Consider the following 18961-nt stretch of genomic DNA (forward strand, 5'->3'; position numbering starts at 1 on the left):
GAATCTCTATTCTGCGGCTGTCGGGGGAAGGAACTGCGGGGCCGGGAAGGCCAGAGCGACGGCGCGCAGAGCCGTCACGGCGTCGAGCGTCATCCAGATCGGGAGATCGCCACTGCCCCAAGCCCACAGACCGCGCGAAGGTTCGTAGCGTTCCCACAACGAATTCAGCGCGCGGCTCAGCCTGGCCACCGGCACTTGTGGCGCCTCGGCCAGCGCCTGGAGAACCCAGGCGGAAGTGAAGTGCTTGATCGTGACCCGCACGTCCGGCCGCCCTTGCGGCTGCGGCAGTGCGAGGTCTTCGGAGACGCCGTCGTCGGGGTGGACCCGCTCGACGAGCCACCGGGTGCCGACGTCGACGGCGTCGGAGATTTCGTCGCTGCCGCGTCCGGAGCGCTGCAGTTCGCGCAGGGCCACCAGCGCCCGTGCCGTGTGGGCGGTCGACGGCTCCGGCGCGACCAGTCCCTCCTCCTTCTTCTCGCCCCAGAGCGGGACGCCGTCGAAGTCGAGCCGGGCCGCGAGGAGGTCGTCGGTCAGGCGCCGGGTGAGCGGCGCGTCCGGCGCGAGCCGGACCGAAGTGCGCAACGCGGCGGAGAGCAGGAACGGCCGCGTCCGGGTGCGGTCGTCGAGCGATTTCTCGAGGTAGCTCAGCCCTTCCTCGGCGGTGAGGATGGTGCTGGCCTGGAACAGGGCGCCCACGACCGCCGCGGTCACCTCGGGACGGCGGCCTTCCGACCGGCCCTGCCAGCCGAAGTCGGAACGCCGCTCGTAGAGGTCCTTCACGACCGTATGTAGGTCGATGTAGGGCTCGCCTACCACGACCATCGCCGAGATCCCGTAGGCGGTGGCGAGCGTCGTGTGCGCGCCCCGCTTCTGCAGGTTGTGGCGCCAGCCGACGGCGCGGCCGTCCCCGTCGCGGATCAGCTCGTCGGCGAGGCTGGTCCCGGCCCGGCGGAAGACCTCGAGCAGGGACCCCGCCGTGGTCAGCGCCCCGGCCGCCGCAGGGGCGGGCGAGCGGGCCGCTTCGACCATGTCCACCAGGGAATTCCCGGCCCGGAAGTGATCGTCGAGCAGCCGCGCGTTCTCCGCCGAAGGCAGGTACCGGCCTGCTTCCCACTGGGTCAGGTTCGCGCGGGCGACGCCCACGATCGCGGCCACGTCGGCCTGCGTCTGCCGGGCAGCCTTGCGCAGCCGGCGCAGTTCGGCGCCGACGTGCTCGGTTGTTACCACATCATCACTACCTAACGGCCGCCGCGCGGCCGTAGAATGTAGGTAAGCACTCGACATCTACCTTACCTACTCAGGTAGGCCCACGTAGGGGAGGTGACAATATGTGGACACAGAGCGCACCTTATCCCATCGGGCACTCTTTGTTGGTGCGGACTGGGGTCGACTCGCCCGAACGGGTTGCAGCCCCAGCTCGCGGACCCCCTAGTCGTCGTAGCGACACGCGACCACGCGCACCTGGGGCACTACGGAATGTGCCCGGCGGCCTCCCCGAGCCGCCCGTGGGCGCCCGTGCCGGGCCGCCCGTCCGAGTCCGTGCGTTCTTTCCGGGGGTGTCACGATGCAAGACCACAACCTACCTACGTCCCGCCAACGTAAGTGGTTCGATCGGCTGCTGCTCCGCCTCGGCGAGTGGCTGTTCGCCGCCGACGAAGACGCCCGCGCGACCGCGCGCGGCTGGGAAGTCCGGCGCGGAGCCCGAGGCACCCGCGTCTACCGCGATCCCCGCTGGGACACCGTGCACGCCTGCGGCGCGTGCGGCGGCCACGGGCGCACCCCCTCCGATGGCACGGCTTGCCCGGGCTGCGCCGGAACCGGAGTCGTCCGCCGGGCACCAGCGACCGCCGTCCCGGTCGCCGACGGCTGCGAAGGAGCACGGTCATGACCCACGAAATCCCTGAACTGGCCCGGCAGCTGGCCCCCGTCAAGCGGCCCAACCCGCTGCTGTGGCTCTACCACTGGCGCTACGAGATCCTCGCCGCCACGCTGCTGCCGTACGCACTGGTCAACCTGTTCTTGTGGCTGGGGCCGGTCTGGTCCCTGGTGGCGTTGGCGGCGGCGTTCAACTGGGTGTTCTACTGGCGCGCGGCCCGCCGCCACGTCCGCGGCCGGCTGCGCGCGATCGTGGTCCAGCACCGGCTGCGCACGGCGTTCGCGAGCGCCCGCATCTGCACGGTCGACGGCCGCCGCCCGGCGATCCTGTGGACCCGCCCGCTCGACGGCGACGTCGTGGTGTCGCTGTTCTGCCCGGCGGGCATCGGCTTCGACCAGATCCACTCGCGGCGCGACGTGCTGGCGGACGCGTGCTTCGCGTCGGAGATCTACGTGGACCGCCACCCGAAGTACGGAGCGCTGGTGACGTTGACGATCTGCGCGAAGGCGCCCCGCAGCGAGCCGGGTCGCGCGGTGTCCCCGGGCGAGGTCGTCCCGCTGCGGGCGCACAGCTGAGTCCGCGCCCGGCGTCCAGGTGCTGGACGCCGGGCGCGGCGCGGTCAGTCCTCTGGTTTTTCCCCGGTGTCGGCCGTCTTCGAGAACCGGAAAACCACGACTGCGGCGATGGTCAGGAAAGCGGCGGCCATCAGCAGGACAGCGATGGCGTAGATGGCCGCAGCGGGTGTCTCCAAGACCACGCAGGCCAGCGCGACGATCAGTACGGGGTTGATGACCCCCGCCGGGCCACCGGCTCTCAAGGCCTGCGACAACGCCTGCAGCCAAGGCTTCATGATCGACCTCTTTCCACCGGGCGGAGCGCGGTACCGAAGCTGCAGATGCTGCGAAAAGGTGTGGTTGTCATTCGGCGGGAGCGACGGCGCGCAGAGCCGTCACGGCGTCGAGCGTCATCCAGATCGGGAGATCGCCACTGCCCCAAGCCCACAGACCGCGCGAAGGCTCGTAGCGTTCCCACAACGAGATCAGCGCCCGGTTCAACCTGGCCACCGGCACCTGGAGAACCCAGGCGGAAGTGAAGTGGTGAGTCACCCGGCCGGGCGCGGGCGCACAGCAACCGCACAGGGCGATCACACGATCACCAAAGCGGGGCCCGCGACCGTAGTACCCATGACAGCCACCGCCTCCGCAGCACGGCCCGGGACCGTCCCGGTCGATCTGGCCGGGCCGCGCCCCGTTCTCGACGTCGTCATCCCGGTCTTCAACGAAGAGACCGACCTCGAACCGTGCATCCGACGGCTGCACGCCCACCTGGCCGACCACGTCTCCTACCCCTACCGGATCACCGTCGCCGACAACGCGAGCACCGACGAGACGCTGCGGGTGGCCGAACGACTCGCCCGGGAGTTCCCCGAGGTGACCGTCCACCACCTCGACGAGAAGGGCCGCGGCCGCGCGCTCAACGCCGTCTGGCGGGCCTCCGACGCCGCCGTCCTCGCCTACATGGACGTCGACCTCTCCACCGATCTCGCCGCGCTCGGGCCGCTCGTCGCCCCGCTGCTCTCGGGGCACTCCGACCTCGCCATCGGCAGCAGGCTCGCCCGGGGGGCGCGAGTCGTGCGGGGGCCGAAGCGCGAGTTCATCTCCCGCGCCTACAACCTCATCCTCAAGTCCACCCTCGCCGCGAAGTTCAGCGACGCCCAGTGCGGCTTCAAAGCCATCCGCGCCGACGTCGCCCGCGAGCTGCTCCCCCACGTCGAGGACACCGGCTGGTTCTTCGACACCGAGCTGCTCGTCCTCGCGCAACGCGCCGGGCTGCGGATCCACGAGGTGCCCGTCGACTGGGTCGACGACCCCGACTCCTCGGTCAACATCGTCAAGACCGCCGCCGCGGACCTCAAGGGCATCGCCCGGGTCACGAAGGCCACCTTCACCGGCGAGATCCCGATCAGCAGGCTGCGCGAACAGCTGGGCCGCCGGCCGATCGGCGTCGACGCGCCGGGGGTGCCGCCGCGGCTGGTGACGCAGCTCGTGCGGTTCGCCGCCATCGGCGTCAGCAGCACGCTCGCCTACCTCGTGCTGTTCCTGCTGCTGCGGACGGTCGTCGGCGCGCAGGCGGCGAACTTCACCTCGCTGCTGGTCACCGCGATCGGGAACACCGCGCTGAACCGGCGGCTCACGTTCGGCATCCGCGGCCGCGGCGGCGCCGGGCGCCACCAGTTCGAAGGCCTGATCGTCTTCGGTCTCGGCCTCGCCCTGACGAGCGGGGCGCTCGCCCTGCTCAACGGATCCACCACCCCCGGCCTGGTCCTGGAGATCACCGTGCTCGTGCTGGCGAACCTCGCCGCGACGGTGCTCCGGTTCCTGCTCCTGCGCGGCTGGGTGTTCAACCCGCGCCGCCAGGCCGCCACCCGGAAGGAGTCCTGATGACCGCCGTCCTGTCCGGCACCGTGACGCAGGAACCGCGTCACCGCAAGGAAACCGTGGCGCACGCGCCGCCGCGCTGGGTCCGCCCGGCGGTGTTCGGGCTGCTGGCCGCGACCGCCGTTCTCTACTTCTGGAACCTCACCGCTTCCGGCTACGGCAACAGCTTCTACGCCGCCGCCGTGCAGTCCGGAACGCAGGACTGGAAGGCGTGGCTGTTCGGCTCGCTCGACTCGGGCAACGTGCTGACCGTCGACAAGCCGCCCGCGGCCCTGTGGGTCGCCACGGCCTTCGCGCGGATCTTCGGCTTCTCCAGCTTCACCGTGCTCGCCCCGCAGGCGCTGATGGGCGTCGCGTCCGTCGGCATCCTTTACCTGACGGTGAAACGGACTTCGGGCCCGGTCGCCGGGCTGTTCGCCGGCGCGATGCTGGCCATGACCCCGGTGGCCGCGCTGATGTTCCGGTTCAACAACCCGGACGCGCTGCTCGTGCTCCTCATGGTCGCCGGCGCCTACTTTGTCGTGCGGGCCACGGAAAAGGCGTCGCCCAAGTGGCTCGCGCTGGCCGGTGTCGCGATCGGGTTCGGCTTCCTGACGAAGATGATGCAGGCGTTCCTGGTGCTGCCGGCGTTCGGGCTGGTGTACCTGATCGCGGCGCCGACGTCGCTGCCCAAGCGCTTGCTGCACCTCGGCGGCGCGGTGGTGGCCCTGATCGTCTCGGCGGGCTGGTACATCGCGCTGGTCGACCTGTGGCCGACGGCGTCGCGTCCCTACATCGGCGGGTCCGAAGGGGACAGTCTGCTCGAACTCGCCTTGGGGTACAACGGGTTGTCACGCATCTTCGGCGGCGGCGACGGCGGTGGACCCGGCGGTGGCGGCGGCATGGGCGGTGGCAACACCGGCTTCGGCGGCGCGTCGGGGCTGTTCCGGATGTTCGGGTCGAGCTTCGGCACGGAGATCTCGTGGCTGCTGCCGGCCGCGCTGATCGGCCTGGTCGCCGGACTCTGGTTCACCCGCCGCGCGCCGCGCACCGACTCCACGCGCCTGGCGCTGGTGCTGTGGGGCGGCTGGCTGGTCGTCACCGCGCTGGTGTTCAGCTACATGAGCGGCATCGTGCACCCGTACTACTCGGTCGCGCTCGCCCCGGCGATCGCCGCGCTGGTCGCGATCTCGGGCCGCGCTTTGTGGCAGGGCCGGGCCAACCTGGCCCCACGGGCGACGCTGGCCGGGATGGTGGTCGCGACGGCGGTGTGGTCGTTCATCCTCCTCGACCGGACGCCGGACTGGTTCCCGGCGCTGCGCTGGATCGTCGCGGTGCTCGGCGTCCTCGTCGGGACGGTGCTCGTGATGGGTGTGCCGACCGTCCGCAAGGCGGCCGCGGTCGTGGCGACGGCGGTGGTCCTGACCCTGGGCGTGTCGACGGCGGCCTACGGCGTCGAGACGGCGTCGGTCGCGCACAGCGGCTCGATCCCGACCTCGGGGCCGACGTCGAGCGCGATGGGCGGTGGCTTCGGCGGCGACCCCGAGTCGTCGTCGGACGCGATCGGTGCGCTGCTGGCGAAGACGACGACGAAGTGGGCCGCGGCGACGACCGGTTCGCAGAACGCGGCGTCGCTGGAACTGGCCGGCGGCAGGGCGGTGATCGGCATCGGCGGCTGGAGCGGCTCCGACCCGGCGCCCACGCTGGACGAGTTCAAGGCGTACGTCGCGGCAGGCGAGATCGAGTACTACATCGACGGCGGCCGCGGCGGCGGCCCGGGCGGCGGCTCGTCGGAGATCACCGCTTGGGTGACGGCGAACTTCACCGCCACCACGGTCGACGGCCAGACGGTCTACGACCTGCAGAAGTGAGTTCCCCGGGCCCGGGCTTCTTCGGAAGCCCGGGCCCTTTCACGCGATCCCGCGGGCTTCGCGGACGAAGGTGTCGCGGTGGGCGCCCCGGAAGACGGTCGTCTCGACGAGAGCCTCGAAGTGCCGGTACCCGCCGAGGGCTTCGGCCTCGTCGAACGCCTCGGCCGCGGCGGCCGTGCCGTAGCCCCCGCACCCGGCGACGACCACGACTTCCGACGTTTCCGGCGCGAAGGGGTTCGCCGCGCGGATGACCAGACCGTAGTCGACGCGTGGCTCACCGGCGTCGTCGTAGCGCGGCGAGGCCGCGAAGCCGGACTTGCGGTCGTAGACCGCGGAGCCGTGTTCGGCGAACCCGAGCGAGAGCACGCCGTCCAGCCGCTCGAGAACGCTTTCGGTCAGGGAATTGCCACCGATCAGGATGAGGTCGTCCCGGACGTCTTCTTCCGTGACCGCGCCGGCTTCGACGAGCCGCACGGCCGACCCGAGCTGAGCCTGCAGCTCCACCACGGCGAGCAGATCGCCTTCGTCCACCGTGGCGCCGGGGAAGCGCAGGCCGTACACCATCAGCGGCAGTGAGTCCTGCGACGCTGCGCCCATCGTCGGCTCCTTCGGTCGTGTAACCGAAGTCGTCGCAGGTCAGCGGCTCGTTACGGCCGGGGCCGCAGGTGCTGGCCGACGTTCCCGACGAGGTCGACCGTCGCCCGGCGCTCGGTGAATCGCCACCCGCGGGCGGTGCGCGTGAACCGGTCGGCGTACCGGCCCGCGGCGACCGTCTGCAACGGCAACCCGACGACCGCCTGCAACACCGTGAAGTAGGCCTGACCGGACGCCGTGTCGCCGTCCACCTCGAGTGCGAGGTTCGTCGTGACGTGCTTGGTACGCGGGGTGCCGTTGTCATACACGATCACCGTGTCGCGCAGCATCCGCGCGACCTCGGCGCCGCGGAAGTAGCCCACGCTGCCGATGAACGCGCCGTCGGCGAACAGCTCGCCCACGCCGTCGAAATCCCCAGCGTCGACCAGCGACGCGTAGGAATAGACCAGGTTTTCGAGCGCGCGGTAGTCGTCCACGAAAACGATCGTATCGACACCGCCGGCACAGGAAAGTCTCAGACGGCCCACAGGTTCGGCGCGGATCATGGGTTTCAGAGGGATGAGGAGGCCGCGATGATCACGACACGTCCGGGTTACCCGCGCTGGCACACCGCGAGCGCCCAGGGGCCGCGCTCGCTCAATGCCGATGCCGTCGGCGCCTATGCCGCCGCCGGGGGGCCCGGTGTCGTGTTCGCCCTCGCCGATGGGGTCGGGGACGATCCCGCCGCCGCTCGTGCCGCCCGTACCGCCGCCGCGGCCGCGGCCCGTACGCCTGTCCACAAAGGACCGGTCGAGGCGGTTCTCGCCGCGCAGCGCGCGGTGCGGGAGCAGACGCTCGGGGACGCGGTGCTCGTCGTCGCCATGCCGGCCGGACACGGCGGGTACCGCATCGCCTGGGTCGGGGACGCCCGCGCGTACGCCTGGGACGGCACCACTCTCGCCTGCCTGACCACCGACCACACGCTCGCCGAGTACTTCCGCGCCCGGCACCAGCCGGTGACCCCGCGGATGGAGCACGTGGTCACCACGAGCGTCCGCACGGCGAAGCCGGAGGAGATCGGCACGGCGGAGACGACGAGCGCGGGCCTGCTCCTGACCAGCGACGGCGTCCACAAACCGCTGGCGAGCACCGGCATCCGCGCGGTGCTGGCCCGGCCGGGCACGGGGGCGGCGGAGCTGGTCGAGGCGGCGCTGGCCCGCGGCGGCTCGGACAACGCGACCGCCGTCTACGTCGAACCCCTGGAGGCCGACGTCACGACGGTGCGATTTCCCGTCGCCGCCTAGCGCTCGCGCTTGAGCTGCCGGTACTCGCGCAGGACGAGGACGATGATCACGACGTCGAGCGCGGCGAAGAACGGCAGCGCGATCGAGTGGGTGTGGATCGCCCGGAAGATCTCGTAGACGACGAACGCCGCGAGGATGAGTGCCGCGACCGGGTACGCGCGGACGATCTTGCGGGCCAGGGCCCAGACGAGGCCGAGCTTGATCAGGCCGTGGGCCAGCAAGTAGGCGACGGCGAACGTCTTCGTGTCGCCGTGGAGGAAGTTCTCGGTCGCCGACTGCAGGTGGCGGGCGAGGGTGCCCGAGGGGTCGCCCAGCAGGTCGCGCGTGATCACCGCGTGGGTGAACCCGCTGACGGTCGAGGCGGGGATGAACGCGAGGATCAGCGCCCCGACGACCTGCAGCGCGCCGTCGAGGCCCTTGATCGCGATCGCGACGCGGAAGAACTTCTCGGTCGCGGTCGTCTTCGTCTCCGACATGCCCCCAGCTCAGCACGAACGGCTGGTCAGCGCACGTGGAGGCACCTTTCGCACCGTTCGTGCCGAGCTGTCCGGCCGGTCGGGTCCGTGCCGTAGAACGGGAAGCACGCCGCGCCGCAGACGGCCAGGAAGATCGGCCCGCACCGGAGGGGGTGCGGGCCGACCTGGTGGGCGACGGCCAGCGCGCGCCGCCGTGCGCCCGCTTCGGGGAGCCAGCCGTGGTCCGGGAGGGTGGCGCGGACGCGGGCATCCAGCTCGTCGGCGCGGGCGATCAGGTCCGCGCCCAGGTCGGCGAGCCGTTCGCCGAGGTCGCGGAGGATGTCGGGGCGGGGTGTCTCGTCGTCGAGGGTGCGCGCCAGCCACGCGACGTCCAGCGCGAGCGACGTGTGCAGGTCCCGGACGCGGTCGAGCAGCCGCACGTCCCGGTCGGCTTCGGTCAGCACCGCGCCAGCCACGCGGCCCGGCATTCGGCGCAGGTCGGGTCGAACCAGTTCCCGCCGAGCTGCGGAACATCGCGCACCGCGACGGTCACCTCCGCCCCGCACAGGGTCGTGAACTGTTCTTCGGGACGCGGCGGGAAAGCCCCGTCGAGCGCGTGGCGCTTTCCCTCCGCTTGCTGCCACCTCAACATGGGACCATTCAATCTGTCCGATCCGGTAGACACCAACACGCTGATGGAGTGATGGACGGCGTTCGTATTATCGACGCCATGAAAGCGACTTCTTCCACGCCGCGCGCCCGCGCGTTGGCCGCCGGGTTGCGCGAAGTACGCGAAGCGCACGGAGTGGGGTTGCGCCAGCTGGCGCGCATACTCGGCTTCGCGCCGCAAGTGTTGTCGTTGTGGGAGAAGGGGCTGAGACTGCCGTCCGTGGCGGACGTGGCCCTCATCCTCGGCTTCTTCAAGGTTCGAGGCGAAAAGCAGAAACACCTTCTGGAATTGGCGAGGACCGCCCGAGATCCCGACTGGGTCAGTGCCGGGTCTCCCGAAATCCCCGAGCCGCTCAGCGGCCTGCTCGAATGCGAGCGATCTGCCACCTCGGTTACCAACTGGGCACTCGGAATCATTCCCGGACTGCTGCAGACCGCTGATTACGCCCGCGCTCTGCTGAGCAATTCCAACCTCACCGTGGCACAGGCCGATGCGCGGCTGGCGGTGCGGCTCGGCCGGCAGAAGATCCTCACCCGCCCCGATCCGATCCGGTTGAGCGCGGTGCTCTACGAGGCCGCGTTCCGCGAGCCGGTCGGCGACGAGGACATCATGTCCGACCAGTACGACCACCTGCTGGCGATGTCCCGGCTGCCGAACGTCTCGCTGCGGATCCTGCGGTCGGGCGAGGGGTACCACCCCGGCCTGCTGGGCAGCTTCCTCCTCTACGACTACGAGGACCTGCCGCCGATCGCCTTCCTCGAGAACTACAGCGGGAGCGTGTTCCTCTCGGAGAAAGAACACATCACCGCCTATCGCCAGCTCGCTAAGATGGTGTCCGGCAATGCCCTCAGCGAAGAAGCCTCCCGTGAACTCATCGCGGAGGTGACCCGACAGCCGGAGGCCTGATGACCTGGCGCAAGTCCTCGCACAGCGGCAACGAAGGCGACTGTGTCGAGGTGGCGATCGAGCGCACCGTCGGGGTGCGGGACAGCAAGGCTCCCGCCGCCGGTCAGCTCACCGTCTCGCGTCAGGCCTGGTCAGCGGCTCTTCGCCGGCTTCGCTGAGGTCTCCGACTTCACCACGTCCTCGGCGAACGCGACCGCCGTGCGCGTTCCTTCCTCGCCGAAGATCGGGCCGTTCGTGTACAGGCCGTCGATGATGAACATGATCCGGTCGGCCAGCCGCTCCGGGTCGGGCGCCGCCGTCTCGGCCGCCAGCTCGCGAAGCTGCGTCCGCACTCGCACGAAGTGGTCCATCGACACGCGGTGGGCCGGGTGCTCGCGCTCCGGGAACTCCGCGAACGTGTTGCGCAGCGGGCAACCGCGCGTGCCCGGCACGTTCACCCGCACTCCCACCTCGCGCACCAGCTCGACCAGCTGTCCCTCGGCACTCCCCGCGGCCGCGCGTGCGTCGGCGACGATCGTGTCCCAGTCGCCGCTGCAGCGCCTCAAGTAGGCCACGACCAGGTCGTCCTTGCCGGTGAACTGGGTGTAGAGCAGGTTCTTGCCGCAGCCGCACTCGTCGATGATCTGCTGCATCCCGACGGCGTGCACCCCGTGGCGGTTGAACAGCCGGGTGGCGGTCTCGAGGATCCGCTCGCGGGCGTCCGGCGTCGGCTTGCGCGGCATGGCGCCATCGTACCGGACCAAACGGTCCACATTCTGGGTCCCCGCTTGACAACGGCTTCCGACCCTCGCCATGATTCGGACCGTTCGGTCCCGGACCGATCGGTCCGACTCATCTGGGGGTTCCTTTGACCAGCTCCGCTCCCGCGGTCCACGACCGCCTCACCCCGCGCGCCCGCGTCCTGCTGCTCGTGCTCTGCGGCGCGATGTTCCTCGACGCGCTCGACGTCTCGATGAAGGGCGTCGCGCTGCCGTCGATCGGCGCCGAGCTCGGCCTGTCCCCCGGCTCCCTGCAGTGGGTCGTCAGCGGGTACGTCCTCGGCTTCGGCGGGTTCCTGCTGCTCGGCGGGCGCGCCGCCGACCTGCTCGGCCGGCGCCGGATGCTCATCGGCGCGCTGGTGGTGTTCGCCGTCGCGACCGCCCTCGGCGGCTTCGCGACCAGCGGCCCGCTGCTCGTCGCCGCCCGGTTCGTCACCGGGATCAGCGCCGCCTTCAGCGCGCCCGCCGGCTTCTCGATCATCACGACGAGCTTCACCGAGGGGCCTGTCCGCAACAAGGCGCTGTCGATCTACACCGCCACCGGCGCCACCGGGTTTTCGCTCGGGCTGGTCGCGGGCGGGCTGCTCACCGAGGTCAGCTGGCGGTGGGTGTTCCACGCGCCGGTCCTGGTCGCCCTGGCCACGCTGGCCGGCGCGTTCGCCGTCGTCCCGCGCTCGGCTCCGGCGCCGGGTCGCGGGTTCGACGTCGCGGGTTCGGCGACCGTCACGGCGGCGATGCTGCTCCTGGTGTTCACGCTGGTCCAGGCGCCGGACGCGAGCTGGGTGTCGGTGCGGACGCTCGGCTCGCTGGTGGCCGTCGCGGCACTGCTGGCGGCCTTCGCCGTGATCGAACGCCGGGTCGCGAGCCCGTTGGTGCGCCTCGGGATCCTGCGGTCCGGCGCGCTGGTGCGGGCGAACGTCGGAGCGATGTCGCTGCTGGGCGGCTGGGTCGGCGCGCTGTTCCTCGTCACGCTGTACCTGCAGGACGTCCGCGGCTGGTCGGCGCTGGAAACCGGGCTGGCCGTGTGCCCGAGCGGCCTGGTCGTCGCCATTCTGGCGCCGCGGATCGCGGCACCACTGGTCGGCCGGTTCGGTTCGGGACGCGTCGCTTTAGCCGGCCTGACTTCGTCCGCGGCGGCCTATGCGCTGCTGCTGTCCCTGGACGCTTCGAGCGGCTACGCGACCTTGATGCTCCCCGCGTTCCTGCTGGTGGGCCTGGCTTTCACGCTGACGTACGGTCCGCTGACGATGGCCGCGGCGGACAGCGTCCCGGCGGCCGACCAGGGCCTGGCGGGCGGCCTGGTGAACACGGCGTTCCAGATCGGCCCGGCCCTGACCCTGGGCGTGGTCTCCGCGGTCACCGCCACCAGCGGCCTCCAGGCGGCACTCGTGGTGCCGCTGATCGTGGCCGTCCTCGGCGTGGCCGCGCTGCTGCCCTCCCTACGCCGGGCCTGAAAGCCAGGAGGGGCACCTTCACGGCCGTGAAGGTGCCCCTCCTGAATCACATGGCGGGCGGGGCGGCCTTCGTGCCCCACGCCGTCGGGGTGTCGCTCAGGGAGAAGCGGATCTTGCCCGCGCGAAGCAGGTCGGCGTGCGAGATCCAGCTGCGGTCGTAGCTCCGGTGTCCGATCCGGACGTCCTTTGTGTACTGCAGCTTCGCCGCGCTCGCGCCCGGCGCCTCGATCTCGATCTTGCGGCCACCGGCCGGGCGGATCTCCACCTTCTCGAACATCGGCGTGCTGAGCAGGTACGTCCCGGAGCCCGGCTGGGCTTCGAAGACGCCCGTCATGCCGAAGACGAGCCACGACGAGATGGTGCCGAGGTCGTCGTTGCCGGGCATGCCGTACGGCGTGTCGGTGAACAATGTCCGCGCCGCGCGCAGCACGGCCGAGGTCTTCCACGGCGCGCCCGTCCAGCTGTACATCCACGGCGCGTGCAGGTCGGGCTCGTTGTTCGGGTTGAAGGCGAAGTTGTTGTGGTAGTCGTACGCGCCGTGGACCCAGGAGTCCTTGGCGGCCTTCGCCGGGTCGGTGAGCAGCAGCGGCGTGTCGAAGAACGTGTCCAGCCGCTTTTCGGCCTGCGCCGGGCCGCCCATCAGACCGAACAGCTTCGCGGTGTCCTGCTGGGCCAGCCACTGGTACTGCCACGGCGTGCCCTCGTGGAAGCCGGTCGACTGGGCGGGGTCCGGGTCGCCGACGCCGGTGCCGTCCGCCGCGCGGGTGCGCGGGAACCCGGTGAAGCCGTGCGATTCGACGCTGGTGTCCCACAGTTTCGCGAAGTTGCCGCAGCGAGCGGAAAGCGTCGCCGCCTTGTCGCGGTAGCCCAGCCCGGCCGCCATGGTGGACAGCGCGCAGTCGGCGAGGGCGTACTCGAGGGTGGCCGAACCGGCCTGGCGCGTGTCGCCGTAGGTGTAGCCCGGCAGGTCCTGGTAGCCGATCCAGCCGTTCTTCACGTACGTCGGGTTGCCGTCGCGGCCGCGGAAGACCGACTGGTCGGCCGGGACTTCGTTGGCGTTGCGCCACAACGCGTCGAAGAGCTGCCGCGCGGTCCGGTCGTCGAGCAGGCCGCGGCGGTAGTTGTCGACCACCCACGGCGTGACGGGGTCGCCGCTCATCACGTTCGTCTCGCCGCCGGCCAGCGCCCAGCGCGGCACCCAGCCGCCGTCCTGGTAGATCTTCAGGACCGACTTGGTCATGTCCGCGGCCTTGTCCGGGTGCAGCAGCGCGACCAGCTGGTTCTGCGACCGGTAGGTGTCCCACAGCGAAAACATCTGGTAGTACGTGTCCCGGCCGCGGTGGACGGCGTCGTCGAAGCCGCGGTAGGAACCGTCCACATCGGACCCGACGGAGGGGTGCAGCAGCGACCGGTACAGCGCGCTGTAGTAGGTCCGCTGGTCGGCGGTCGTCCCGCCGGCGACGCGCAGGCGGTTCAGCTCGTCTTTCCAGGTGTCGTGGGCCGCGGCGCGCGCCTTGTCGAACGACTCGGGCTGCTCGGCGGTGCGGTTGAGGCGAGCGCCGTCGATCGAGGTGTACGACAGGCCGACGGAGGCCCCGACCTGGCTCTTGTCGCTGCCGAAGCTGAGCCAGGCGCCGGTGCGCTGGGTGCCGAGCGCGGCGTCACGCTGGTTCGGCGTCAGCTTGTCGTCGGTCCAGGTGCCGAAGCCGGTGAACTTCCGGTCGAACTTGGCGGAGAAGAAGACCTTGTAACGCTCTTTTTGCGTCTCCCAGCAGAAGTTCCCGCCCTGCAACCAGCCCTCGACGGTGTCGTCCCCGACCACGTGGACGTCGCCGGCGTAGGTGTAGCCGTTGCTCTCGCCGACCTCGATGAGGACGTTCTCGCTCGCGCCGGCCGGGAAGGTGTAGCGGTGCTGGCCGCTGCGCTGGGTGGCGGTCAGTTCGGCTTCGATGCCGTTGGCGAGCTTGACGCCGTAGTACCCGGGCTCCCGGGTCTCGTCGGCGTGGCTGAACTTCGCGCCGTACTGGGCGGGGTCGCTGCTGGTGACGGCGCCGGTGGTGGGCATGAACCGGAAGTTGCCCATGGTCTGGCAGCCGACGCCCGAGAGGTGGGTGTGGCTGAAGCCGAGGGTGGTGTCCTGCGCGTAGTCGTAGGACGCGTACTTCTTGAGCTGGGTGTCCGGGGACAGCTGCACCATCCCGAAGGGGGTGGTGGCGCCCGGGAAGGTGGTGCCGTCCCCGTTGTTGCCGATCGAGGTGTCGACGAGGGTGGTGGGGTCGCCGGCGAACCTCGCGCTCGCTTCGGCGGGGGTCGCGAGGGCCATCGTGGTGGCCCCGGCGAGCAGGGTGGCAAGGACGCGCGTGCGCGTTCTCATCCGTGTCCTCCTGACAACGTTGTCACATATCGTGTGCGATCTTTTCCGTTGTCCGGTGGACAAATCAAGCCCCGGAGGGCGGTCAGCTCTGGTGTGTGACGTGCCCGTTCAGGACGGTCGCCGTCACCGGGAGGGCCCGGAGGTCCGCGGCCGACAACGTCGACGGGTCCGCCGCCGTCACCATCAGGTCCGCCACGTCCCCCACCGCGATCCCCCGGCGGCCGCCCGAAGACGCCGCCAGCGCGTCGGCGAACGGGATGGACTGCTCCGGGTGCCACGCGGGCCGGTCGTCGTCGGTGCGGAACACCGCCGACGCGATTCCGTCCCACGGGTCCAGCGGCGCCACCGGGGCATCCGACCCGAATTCGAGGCGGGCCCCGGATTCCAGCAACGAGCGGTACGGGAACGCGCGGGAAGTCCGTCCGTGCCAATGACGGTCGGCGACGTCGCGGTCGTCCGGCTGGTGCGCCGGCTGGACCGCCGCGATCACGCCCAGCTCGGCGAACCGCGTGACGTCGGACGCCGAGAGCAGCTGCGCGTGCTCGATCCGGCCGGGACAGCCCACCTCCTCGAACGCGGCCAGCGCGATCGTGTTCGCCCGGTCGCCGATCGCGTGGACCGCGGGGATCAGCCCGTGCTCGAAAGCCCGCTCCATCAACGGAACCAGCTCCGACGGCGGGAGCTCGAGCAGCCCCGTGGAGTCCCCGCCGGGATAGGGGTCGTGGCAATAAGCCGTGCGGGTGTTGAGGGATCCGTCCACGAAGAGCTTGAACGGGCCCACCGTGAGCAGCCCGTCCGAATCCGGGAGGACGTCACCCGTGCGGTGCCCGCGTTCGATGGTCCGGTCCAGCAGGTGCCGCGCGATCACGCACGAGATCCGCGCCGCCGGGGCACCCCGGCGCATCCAGTCCGCGACCGTGTCCGCGTACTCGTAGTCGACGATCTGCGTCACCCCGCGCGCGGCCGCCGCGGACACCGCTTCCGCCACCCACTCGTCCTGGACGTCGATCGCGGCCGTCGGCAACTGGGCCGTCGCGCTCATGCACTCGTTCTCCAGCAGCACACCCGTCGGGTGGTCGCGGCCGATCAGCTGCAACGCCGCCGGGCTCAGCCACAGCGTGTGCAGATCCGCGCTGAACAACGCGACCGCCCGGCCGGGCAGCGCCCGCTGCAGCAGGTCCTTGTGCGGCTTGTCCGGCCAGAGCGCGTCGCGGAACCCCGCGCCCACCACCAGTTCCGACGGCCGTGACGGCGTCGCCAGCAGGTGCGCCAGCAACAGCTCGACCGCCTCCCCCGCCGACCGCGCCGCGTCCAGCGGAATCCGGCGCCGGAAGGTGGCCCACTGCACCAGATGGACGTGCGCGTCGACGAGCCCGGGCAACAGCGTCCCGCCGTGCCCGTCGACGACCCGCGCGGCGAACCCCGCCGAACCCGGCTCGGTGATCGCCGCGACGCGGCCGTCGTTCACCCGGACGTCCGCGAGCTCCCCGCCGAGCCCCACCCGCACGCGGCGCAGCAGTAGATCATCCATGCGACCACCCTGCCAGGCGGACCCGTCCGGGTGAAGCACGGAGTGAGATGGGAATGAGATGGGTATTAGCTACCGTTGTACGAGATGGCAGCCGTCGCCCGCCGAAGGGTCAGGGCCGGTCCATGGGCGCCGCCTTCACAAGCCGCGCAGGGTTCGACTCCCTCGGTTGCCGCGAGCGATTCTCGGGGCGAGGTCTGTTCGCGGAAAGCGCGAACCTGGCCTCGCCTCGCGGTGTCTCCTGGGGGTCGAACCCCCAGACCCCGCCAGGGGGGCAAGCCCCCTGGACCCCCGGCCGTGGTCACCTTTCGCTGTCAGCCCACCGGTATGTCACGCCTTCGCAACGCGGCCAGGCCTCCTGCGCCGGCCGCCGCGGCGATCGCGACCAGCCAGACCACCGGTGTGACCGAGAACGTTCCTCCCGGCAGGCGCGCCAGGTGCTGGAACGGCGAGATCCCCAGTACCGCGTCGTTCCACTGCAATGCCGATCCCACCAGTGACAGCAGCAGGAACGCGCCCAGCAGACCCCAGGCCGCCGCCGCGAAACGTGGCAAGAAGCCGATCAGCAACGTCGACAGTCCCGCCAGCACCCACACCGCCGGCAACTGGGCCAGTGCTGCCGGGACCAGCGACGAGCCGTACGCCGCGCCGGTCGCCAGGCCCGTGACCGCCAGCAGGAACGCCGAGCCCGCCAAGGCGAACGTCAGGTGCGCCAGTGTCCAGCCGGTGCGGCCGACCGCCGTTGCCAGCACCGGCTCCGCCCGGCCCGCCGCTTCCTCCGCCCGCAGCTTCAACGTCGCCTGGACCGCGTAGCCCGCCGCTGCCAACCCGAACAGCGTCATCGTGCCCGCCAGGTACGCGTCCATCACCCCGCCTCCGCCGCCCATGCGCGAAAGCACGTCCGCGACGGCCTGGTTGTCCCGCATCATCTCCGCGACGTTCTGCGCGACCCCGCCCATCAGCAGCCCGACCAGCGCCAGGCAGACGGTCCAGACCAGCAGCGTCCCCCGTTGCAGCCGCCACGCCAGCGCCAACGGCGACCGCAGCGACGCCCGCGCGCCGGAACGCCCCAGCCGGGCCGGCAACAGCGCCGCGCCGAGGTCGCGACGAGCCGACAACGCGACCGCCAGCACCACCAGCGAACCGGTCGCGAAGAGCGCCAAGAGCAAGACCCACCACTGCTCCCCCGCGAACGGCCGCATCCGGTGCGCCCAGCCGATCGGCGACAGCCACGCGAGCCACCCCGCCGAACCGCTGTCCCCCGCGGCCCGCAGCAGGAACGCGAGCACCAGCACGCCGATCCCGAGGCCCCGCGCACCGCTCGCCCCCCACGTCAGCTGCGCCGCGACCGCCCCCACGCCCGCGAACACCCACCCCGCCAGGGAAAAGCCCAAGCCCAGCGCGAACGCCCCGGCGAACGGAACGCCCTGCGCGCCGACGCCGAGCCCGACCAGGATCCCGAACACCAGGCAGGCGCCGCAGGAAGCGAGCACCGCGGCCGCCAAGCCCGCGTGCCGGCCGACGACCGTCGCGCCGGTCAGCTCGCGGCGGCCCGCCTCCTCCTCGGTCCGGGTGTGCCGGACCACCGTGAGCACCGCGATCAGCCCGACGATCACCGGGACGAACCCGCACTGCCACGCCAGGAGGTTCCCCGCCGACGAGCCGTAGAGCGGCCCGTTGCGGACCACGAACGTCGCGCTGGACGCGTTGAGATCGTAGAAGTGCTGCCGCGCCGCCGCGTCCGGGTAGGCCGCCTCGATCGACGACAGGTAGCCCATCGGCGCGATCGCCAGGCCGACGATCCACAGCGGCATCAGCAGCCGGTCACGGCGCAGCACCAGCCGCAGCAACGACCACGTCCCGGTCATCGCGCCGCTCCGACCGGCTCGTCGTGCTGGTAGTGGCGCAGGAACAGCTCTTCGAGCGTCGGCGGCCGGCTCACCAGGTTCCGCAGGCCCGCCGCCGCCAGGTGCCGCATGACGTCGTCCAGCGCGGCCTGGTCGACCGACAGGTGGACGTGCGAGCCGTACGAGCTCAGGTCGTGCACCCCCGGCAGCGAACCCAGATCCGCCGGAACGTCGGCGAGCGACGCGTCGATCGTGATCCGCCCGAGGTGCCGCAGCTCGTCCAGGGTCCCCGACTCGACGGTCTTCCCCGCCCGGATGATCGTGACGCGGTCGCAGAGCGCCTCGACCTCGGAGAGGATGTGCGAGGACAGCAGCACGGTCCGGTCGCCGCGGCGCCGCTCCTCTTCGACGACCTCGCGGAACACCTCCTCCATCAGCGGGTCCAGCCCGGACGTCGGCTCGTCGAGGATCAGCAGCTCCACCTCGGACGCGAGCGCGGCGACCAGCGCGACCTTCTGCCGGTTGCCCTTCGAGTACGTCCGGCCCTTCTTGCGCGGGTCGAGGTCGAAGCGCTCGATCAGCTCGGCGCGGCGGGCGGTGTCGAGCCCCCCGCGCAGGCGCCCGAGCAGGTCGATGACCTCGCCGCCGGTGAGGTTGGGCCAGAGCGTGACGTCGCCGGGCACGTAGGCGAGCCGCCGGTGCAGCTCGGTGGCGTCGGTCCAGGGGTTGCCGCCGAGCAGGGTGGCGCGGCCGCCGTCGGCCCGCATCAGCCCCAGCAGGACGCGGATCGTGGTGGTCTTGCCGGCGCCGTTGGGTCCGAGGAACCCGTGCACCTCGCCGGTGTGGACGGTCAGGTCGAGCCCGTCGAGGGCAATCGCCGGACCGAACGCCTTGGTGAGGCCGTCGGCGGTGATCGCTTCGGCCATCG

Annotated in this window: 20 protein-coding genes and 1 pseudogene; 8 read left to right on the forward strand and 13 right to left on the reverse strand. The window is 71.2% G+C overall.

The genetic code is table 11. From position 1 onward, the window contains the following. Positions 1–6: 6 nt before the first annotated feature. Entirely contained in the window at positions 7–1284 is a 1278-nt protein-coding gene (locus ACWEVP_RS15180; RefSeq protein WP_452063142.1) for a helix-turn-helix transcriptional regulator, read from the reverse strand. Between the two features lie 280 nt (positions 1285–1564). Here ACWEVP_RS15180 and ACWEVP_RS15185 point away from each other — a divergent pair, with 280 nt between their 5' ends. Together ACWEVP_RS15185 and ACWEVP_RS15190 are read left to right on the forward strand one after the other, a co-directional pair. Beyond that, complete coding sequence (locus ACWEVP_RS15185) at positions 1565–1888, forward strand: hypothetical protein (protein ID WP_452063143.1); 324 nt, start codon at positions 1565–1567, stop codon at positions 1886–1888. Next, entirely contained in the window at positions 1885–2451 is a 567-nt protein-coding gene (locus ACWEVP_RS15190; RefSeq protein ID WP_452063144.1) for a hypothetical protein, read from the forward strand. The genes ACWEVP_RS15185 and ACWEVP_RS15190 overlap by 4 nt, the downstream gene beginning before the upstream one ends. 44 nt (positions 2452–2495) lie before the next feature. On the opposite strand, the gene ACWEVP_RS15195 is transcribed toward ACWEVP_RS15190, so the two are convergent. Together ACWEVP_RS15195 and ACWEVP_RS15200 are read right to left on the reverse strand one after the other, a co-directional pair. After that, positions 2496–2726, reverse strand: a complete 231-nt coding sequence (locus tag ACWEVP_RS15195; protein ID WP_452063145.1) for a hypothetical protein — start codon at positions 2724–2726, stop codon at positions 2496–2498. A 67-nt stretch (positions 2727–2793) separates the two neighbouring features. After that, positions 2794–2973, reverse strand: a pseudogene (locus ACWEVP_RS15200) (XRE family transcriptional regulator); the annotation flags it as partial. Between the two features lie 87 nt (positions 2974–3060). Between ACWEVP_RS15200 and ACWEVP_RS15205 the strand changes: the two are divergent. Together ACWEVP_RS15205 and ACWEVP_RS15210 are read left to right on the forward strand one after the other, a co-directional pair. Next, positions 3061–4317, forward strand: coding sequence for a glycosyltransferase (locus tag ACWEVP_RS15205; protein WP_452063146.1), 1257 nt, complete (start codon positions 3061–3063; stop codon positions 4315–4317). Beyond that, complete coding sequence (locus ACWEVP_RS15210; protein WP_452063147.1) at positions 4317–6164, forward strand: ArnT family glycosyltransferase; 1848 nt, start codon at positions 4317–4319, stop codon at positions 6162–6164. The genes ACWEVP_RS15205 and ACWEVP_RS15210 overlap by 1 nt, the downstream gene beginning before the upstream one ends. Positions 6165–6203: 39 nt before the next feature. Here ACWEVP_RS15210 and ACWEVP_RS15215 read toward each other — a convergent pair whose 3' ends face one another. Both ACWEVP_RS15215 and ACWEVP_RS15220 read right to left on the reverse strand, forming a co-directional pair. Further along, on the reverse strand, positions 6204–6761 hold the full coding sequence (locus tag ACWEVP_RS15215; RefSeq protein ID WP_452063148.1) for a hypothetical protein: 558 nt from the start codon (positions 6759–6761) through the stop codon (positions 6204–6206). 50 nt (positions 6762–6811) lie between these two features. Continuing rightward, positions 6812–7234 (reverse strand): nuclear transport factor 2 family protein, encoded by a 423-nt coding sequence (locus tag ACWEVP_RS15220; protein WP_452063149.1) that lies wholly within the window; start codon positions 7232–7234, stop codon positions 6812–6814. 96 nt (positions 7235–7330) lie between these two features. On the opposite strand from ACWEVP_RS15220, the gene ACWEVP_RS15225 reads away from it, so the two are divergent. After that, complete coding sequence (locus ACWEVP_RS15225; RefSeq protein ID WP_452063150.1) at positions 7331–8041, forward strand: PP2C family protein-serine/threonine phosphatase; 711 nt, start codon at positions 7331–7333, stop codon at positions 8039–8041. On the opposite strand, the gene ACWEVP_RS15230 is transcribed toward ACWEVP_RS15225, so the two are convergent. The 3 genes from ACWEVP_RS15230 to ACWEVP_RS15240 are packed head-to-tail and all read right to left on the reverse strand — an operon-like array spanning position 8038 to position 9148. After that, positions 8038–8517: a DUF2127 domain-containing protein gene (locus ACWEVP_RS15230; RefSeq protein WP_452063151.1), complete on the reverse strand. Its 480-nt coding sequence runs from the start codon at positions 8515–8517 to the stop codon at positions 8038–8040. The two genes, ACWEVP_RS15225 and ACWEVP_RS15230, sit on opposite strands and share 4 nt — an antisense overlap. 26 nt (positions 8518–8543) lie before the next feature. Continuing rightward, positions 8544–8960 carry a hypothetical protein gene (locus ACWEVP_RS15235; RefSeq protein ID WP_452063152.1) on the reverse strand — a complete coding sequence of 139 codons (417 nt, stop codon included), beginning with the start codon at positions 8958–8960 and terminating at the stop codon, positions 8544–8546. Further along, positions 8954–9148, reverse strand: coding sequence for a zinc finger protein (locus ACWEVP_RS15240; protein WP_452063153.1), 195 nt, complete (start codon positions 9146–9148; stop codon positions 8954–8956). The genes ACWEVP_RS15235 and ACWEVP_RS15240 overlap by 7 nt, the downstream gene beginning before the upstream one ends. 78 nt (positions 9149–9226) lie before the next feature. On the opposite strand from ACWEVP_RS15240, the gene ACWEVP_RS15245 reads away from it, so the two are divergent. Further along, complete coding sequence (locus ACWEVP_RS15245; RefSeq protein ID WP_452063154.1) at positions 9227–10072, forward strand: helix-turn-helix domain-containing protein; 846 nt, start codon at positions 9227–9229, stop codon at positions 10070–10072. Continuing rightward, entirely contained in the window at positions 10072–10230 is a 159-nt protein-coding gene (locus ACWEVP_RS15250) for a DUF397 domain-containing protein (protein WP_436387002.1), read from the forward strand. Before ACWEVP_RS15245 ends, ACWEVP_RS15250 begins: the two co-directional genes overlap by 1 nt. Here the strand turns inward: ACWEVP_RS15250 and ACWEVP_RS15255 are convergent. Then, positions 10204–10794 carry a TetR/AcrR family transcriptional regulator gene (locus ACWEVP_RS15255; RefSeq protein ID WP_452063155.1) on the reverse strand — a complete coding sequence of 197 codons (591 nt, stop codon included), beginning with the start codon at positions 10792–10794 and terminating at the stop codon, positions 10204–10206. The two genes, ACWEVP_RS15250 and ACWEVP_RS15255, sit on opposite strands and share 27 nt — an antisense overlap. Positions 10795–10919: 125 nt before the next feature. Here ACWEVP_RS15255 and ACWEVP_RS15260 point away from each other — a divergent pair, with 125 nt between their 5' ends. Further along, entirely contained in the window at positions 10920–12284 is a 1365-nt protein-coding gene (locus ACWEVP_RS15260) for an MFS transporter (RefSeq protein ID WP_452063156.1), read from the forward strand. A 46-nt stretch (positions 12285–12330) separates the two neighbouring features. Here the strand turns inward: ACWEVP_RS15260 and ACWEVP_RS15265 are convergent, their stop codons facing one another. From ACWEVP_RS15265 to ACWEVP_RS15280, 4 genes are all read right to left on the reverse strand, one after another. Next, a complete protein-coding gene (locus ACWEVP_RS15265; RefSeq protein ID WP_452063157.1) occupies positions 12331–14658 on the reverse strand; it encodes a GH92 family glycosyl hydrolase in 2328 nt (775 codons plus the stop codon). An 82-nt stretch (positions 14659–14740) separates the two neighbouring features. Continuing rightward, positions 14741–16189 (reverse strand): amidohydrolase, encoded by a 1449-nt coding sequence (locus ACWEVP_RS15270; RefSeq protein ID WP_452063158.1) that lies wholly within the window; start codon positions 16187–16189, stop codon positions 14741–14743. A 311-nt stretch (positions 16190–16500) separates the two neighbouring features. Then, on the reverse strand, positions 16501–18054 hold the full coding sequence (locus ACWEVP_RS15275) for an ABC transporter permease (RefSeq protein ID WP_452063159.1): 1554 nt from the start codon (positions 18052–18054) through the stop codon (positions 16501–16503). After that, a complete protein-coding gene (locus ACWEVP_RS15280) occupies positions 18051–18959 on the reverse strand; it encodes an ABC transporter ATP-binding protein (protein ID WP_452063160.1) in 909 nt (302 codons plus the stop codon). Before ACWEVP_RS15280 ends, ACWEVP_RS15275 begins: the two co-directional genes overlap by 4 nt. Between the last annotated feature and the right edge of the window lie 2 nt (positions 18960–18961).

It is taken from the genome of Amycolatopsis sp. NPDC003865 (assembly GCF_053605345.1).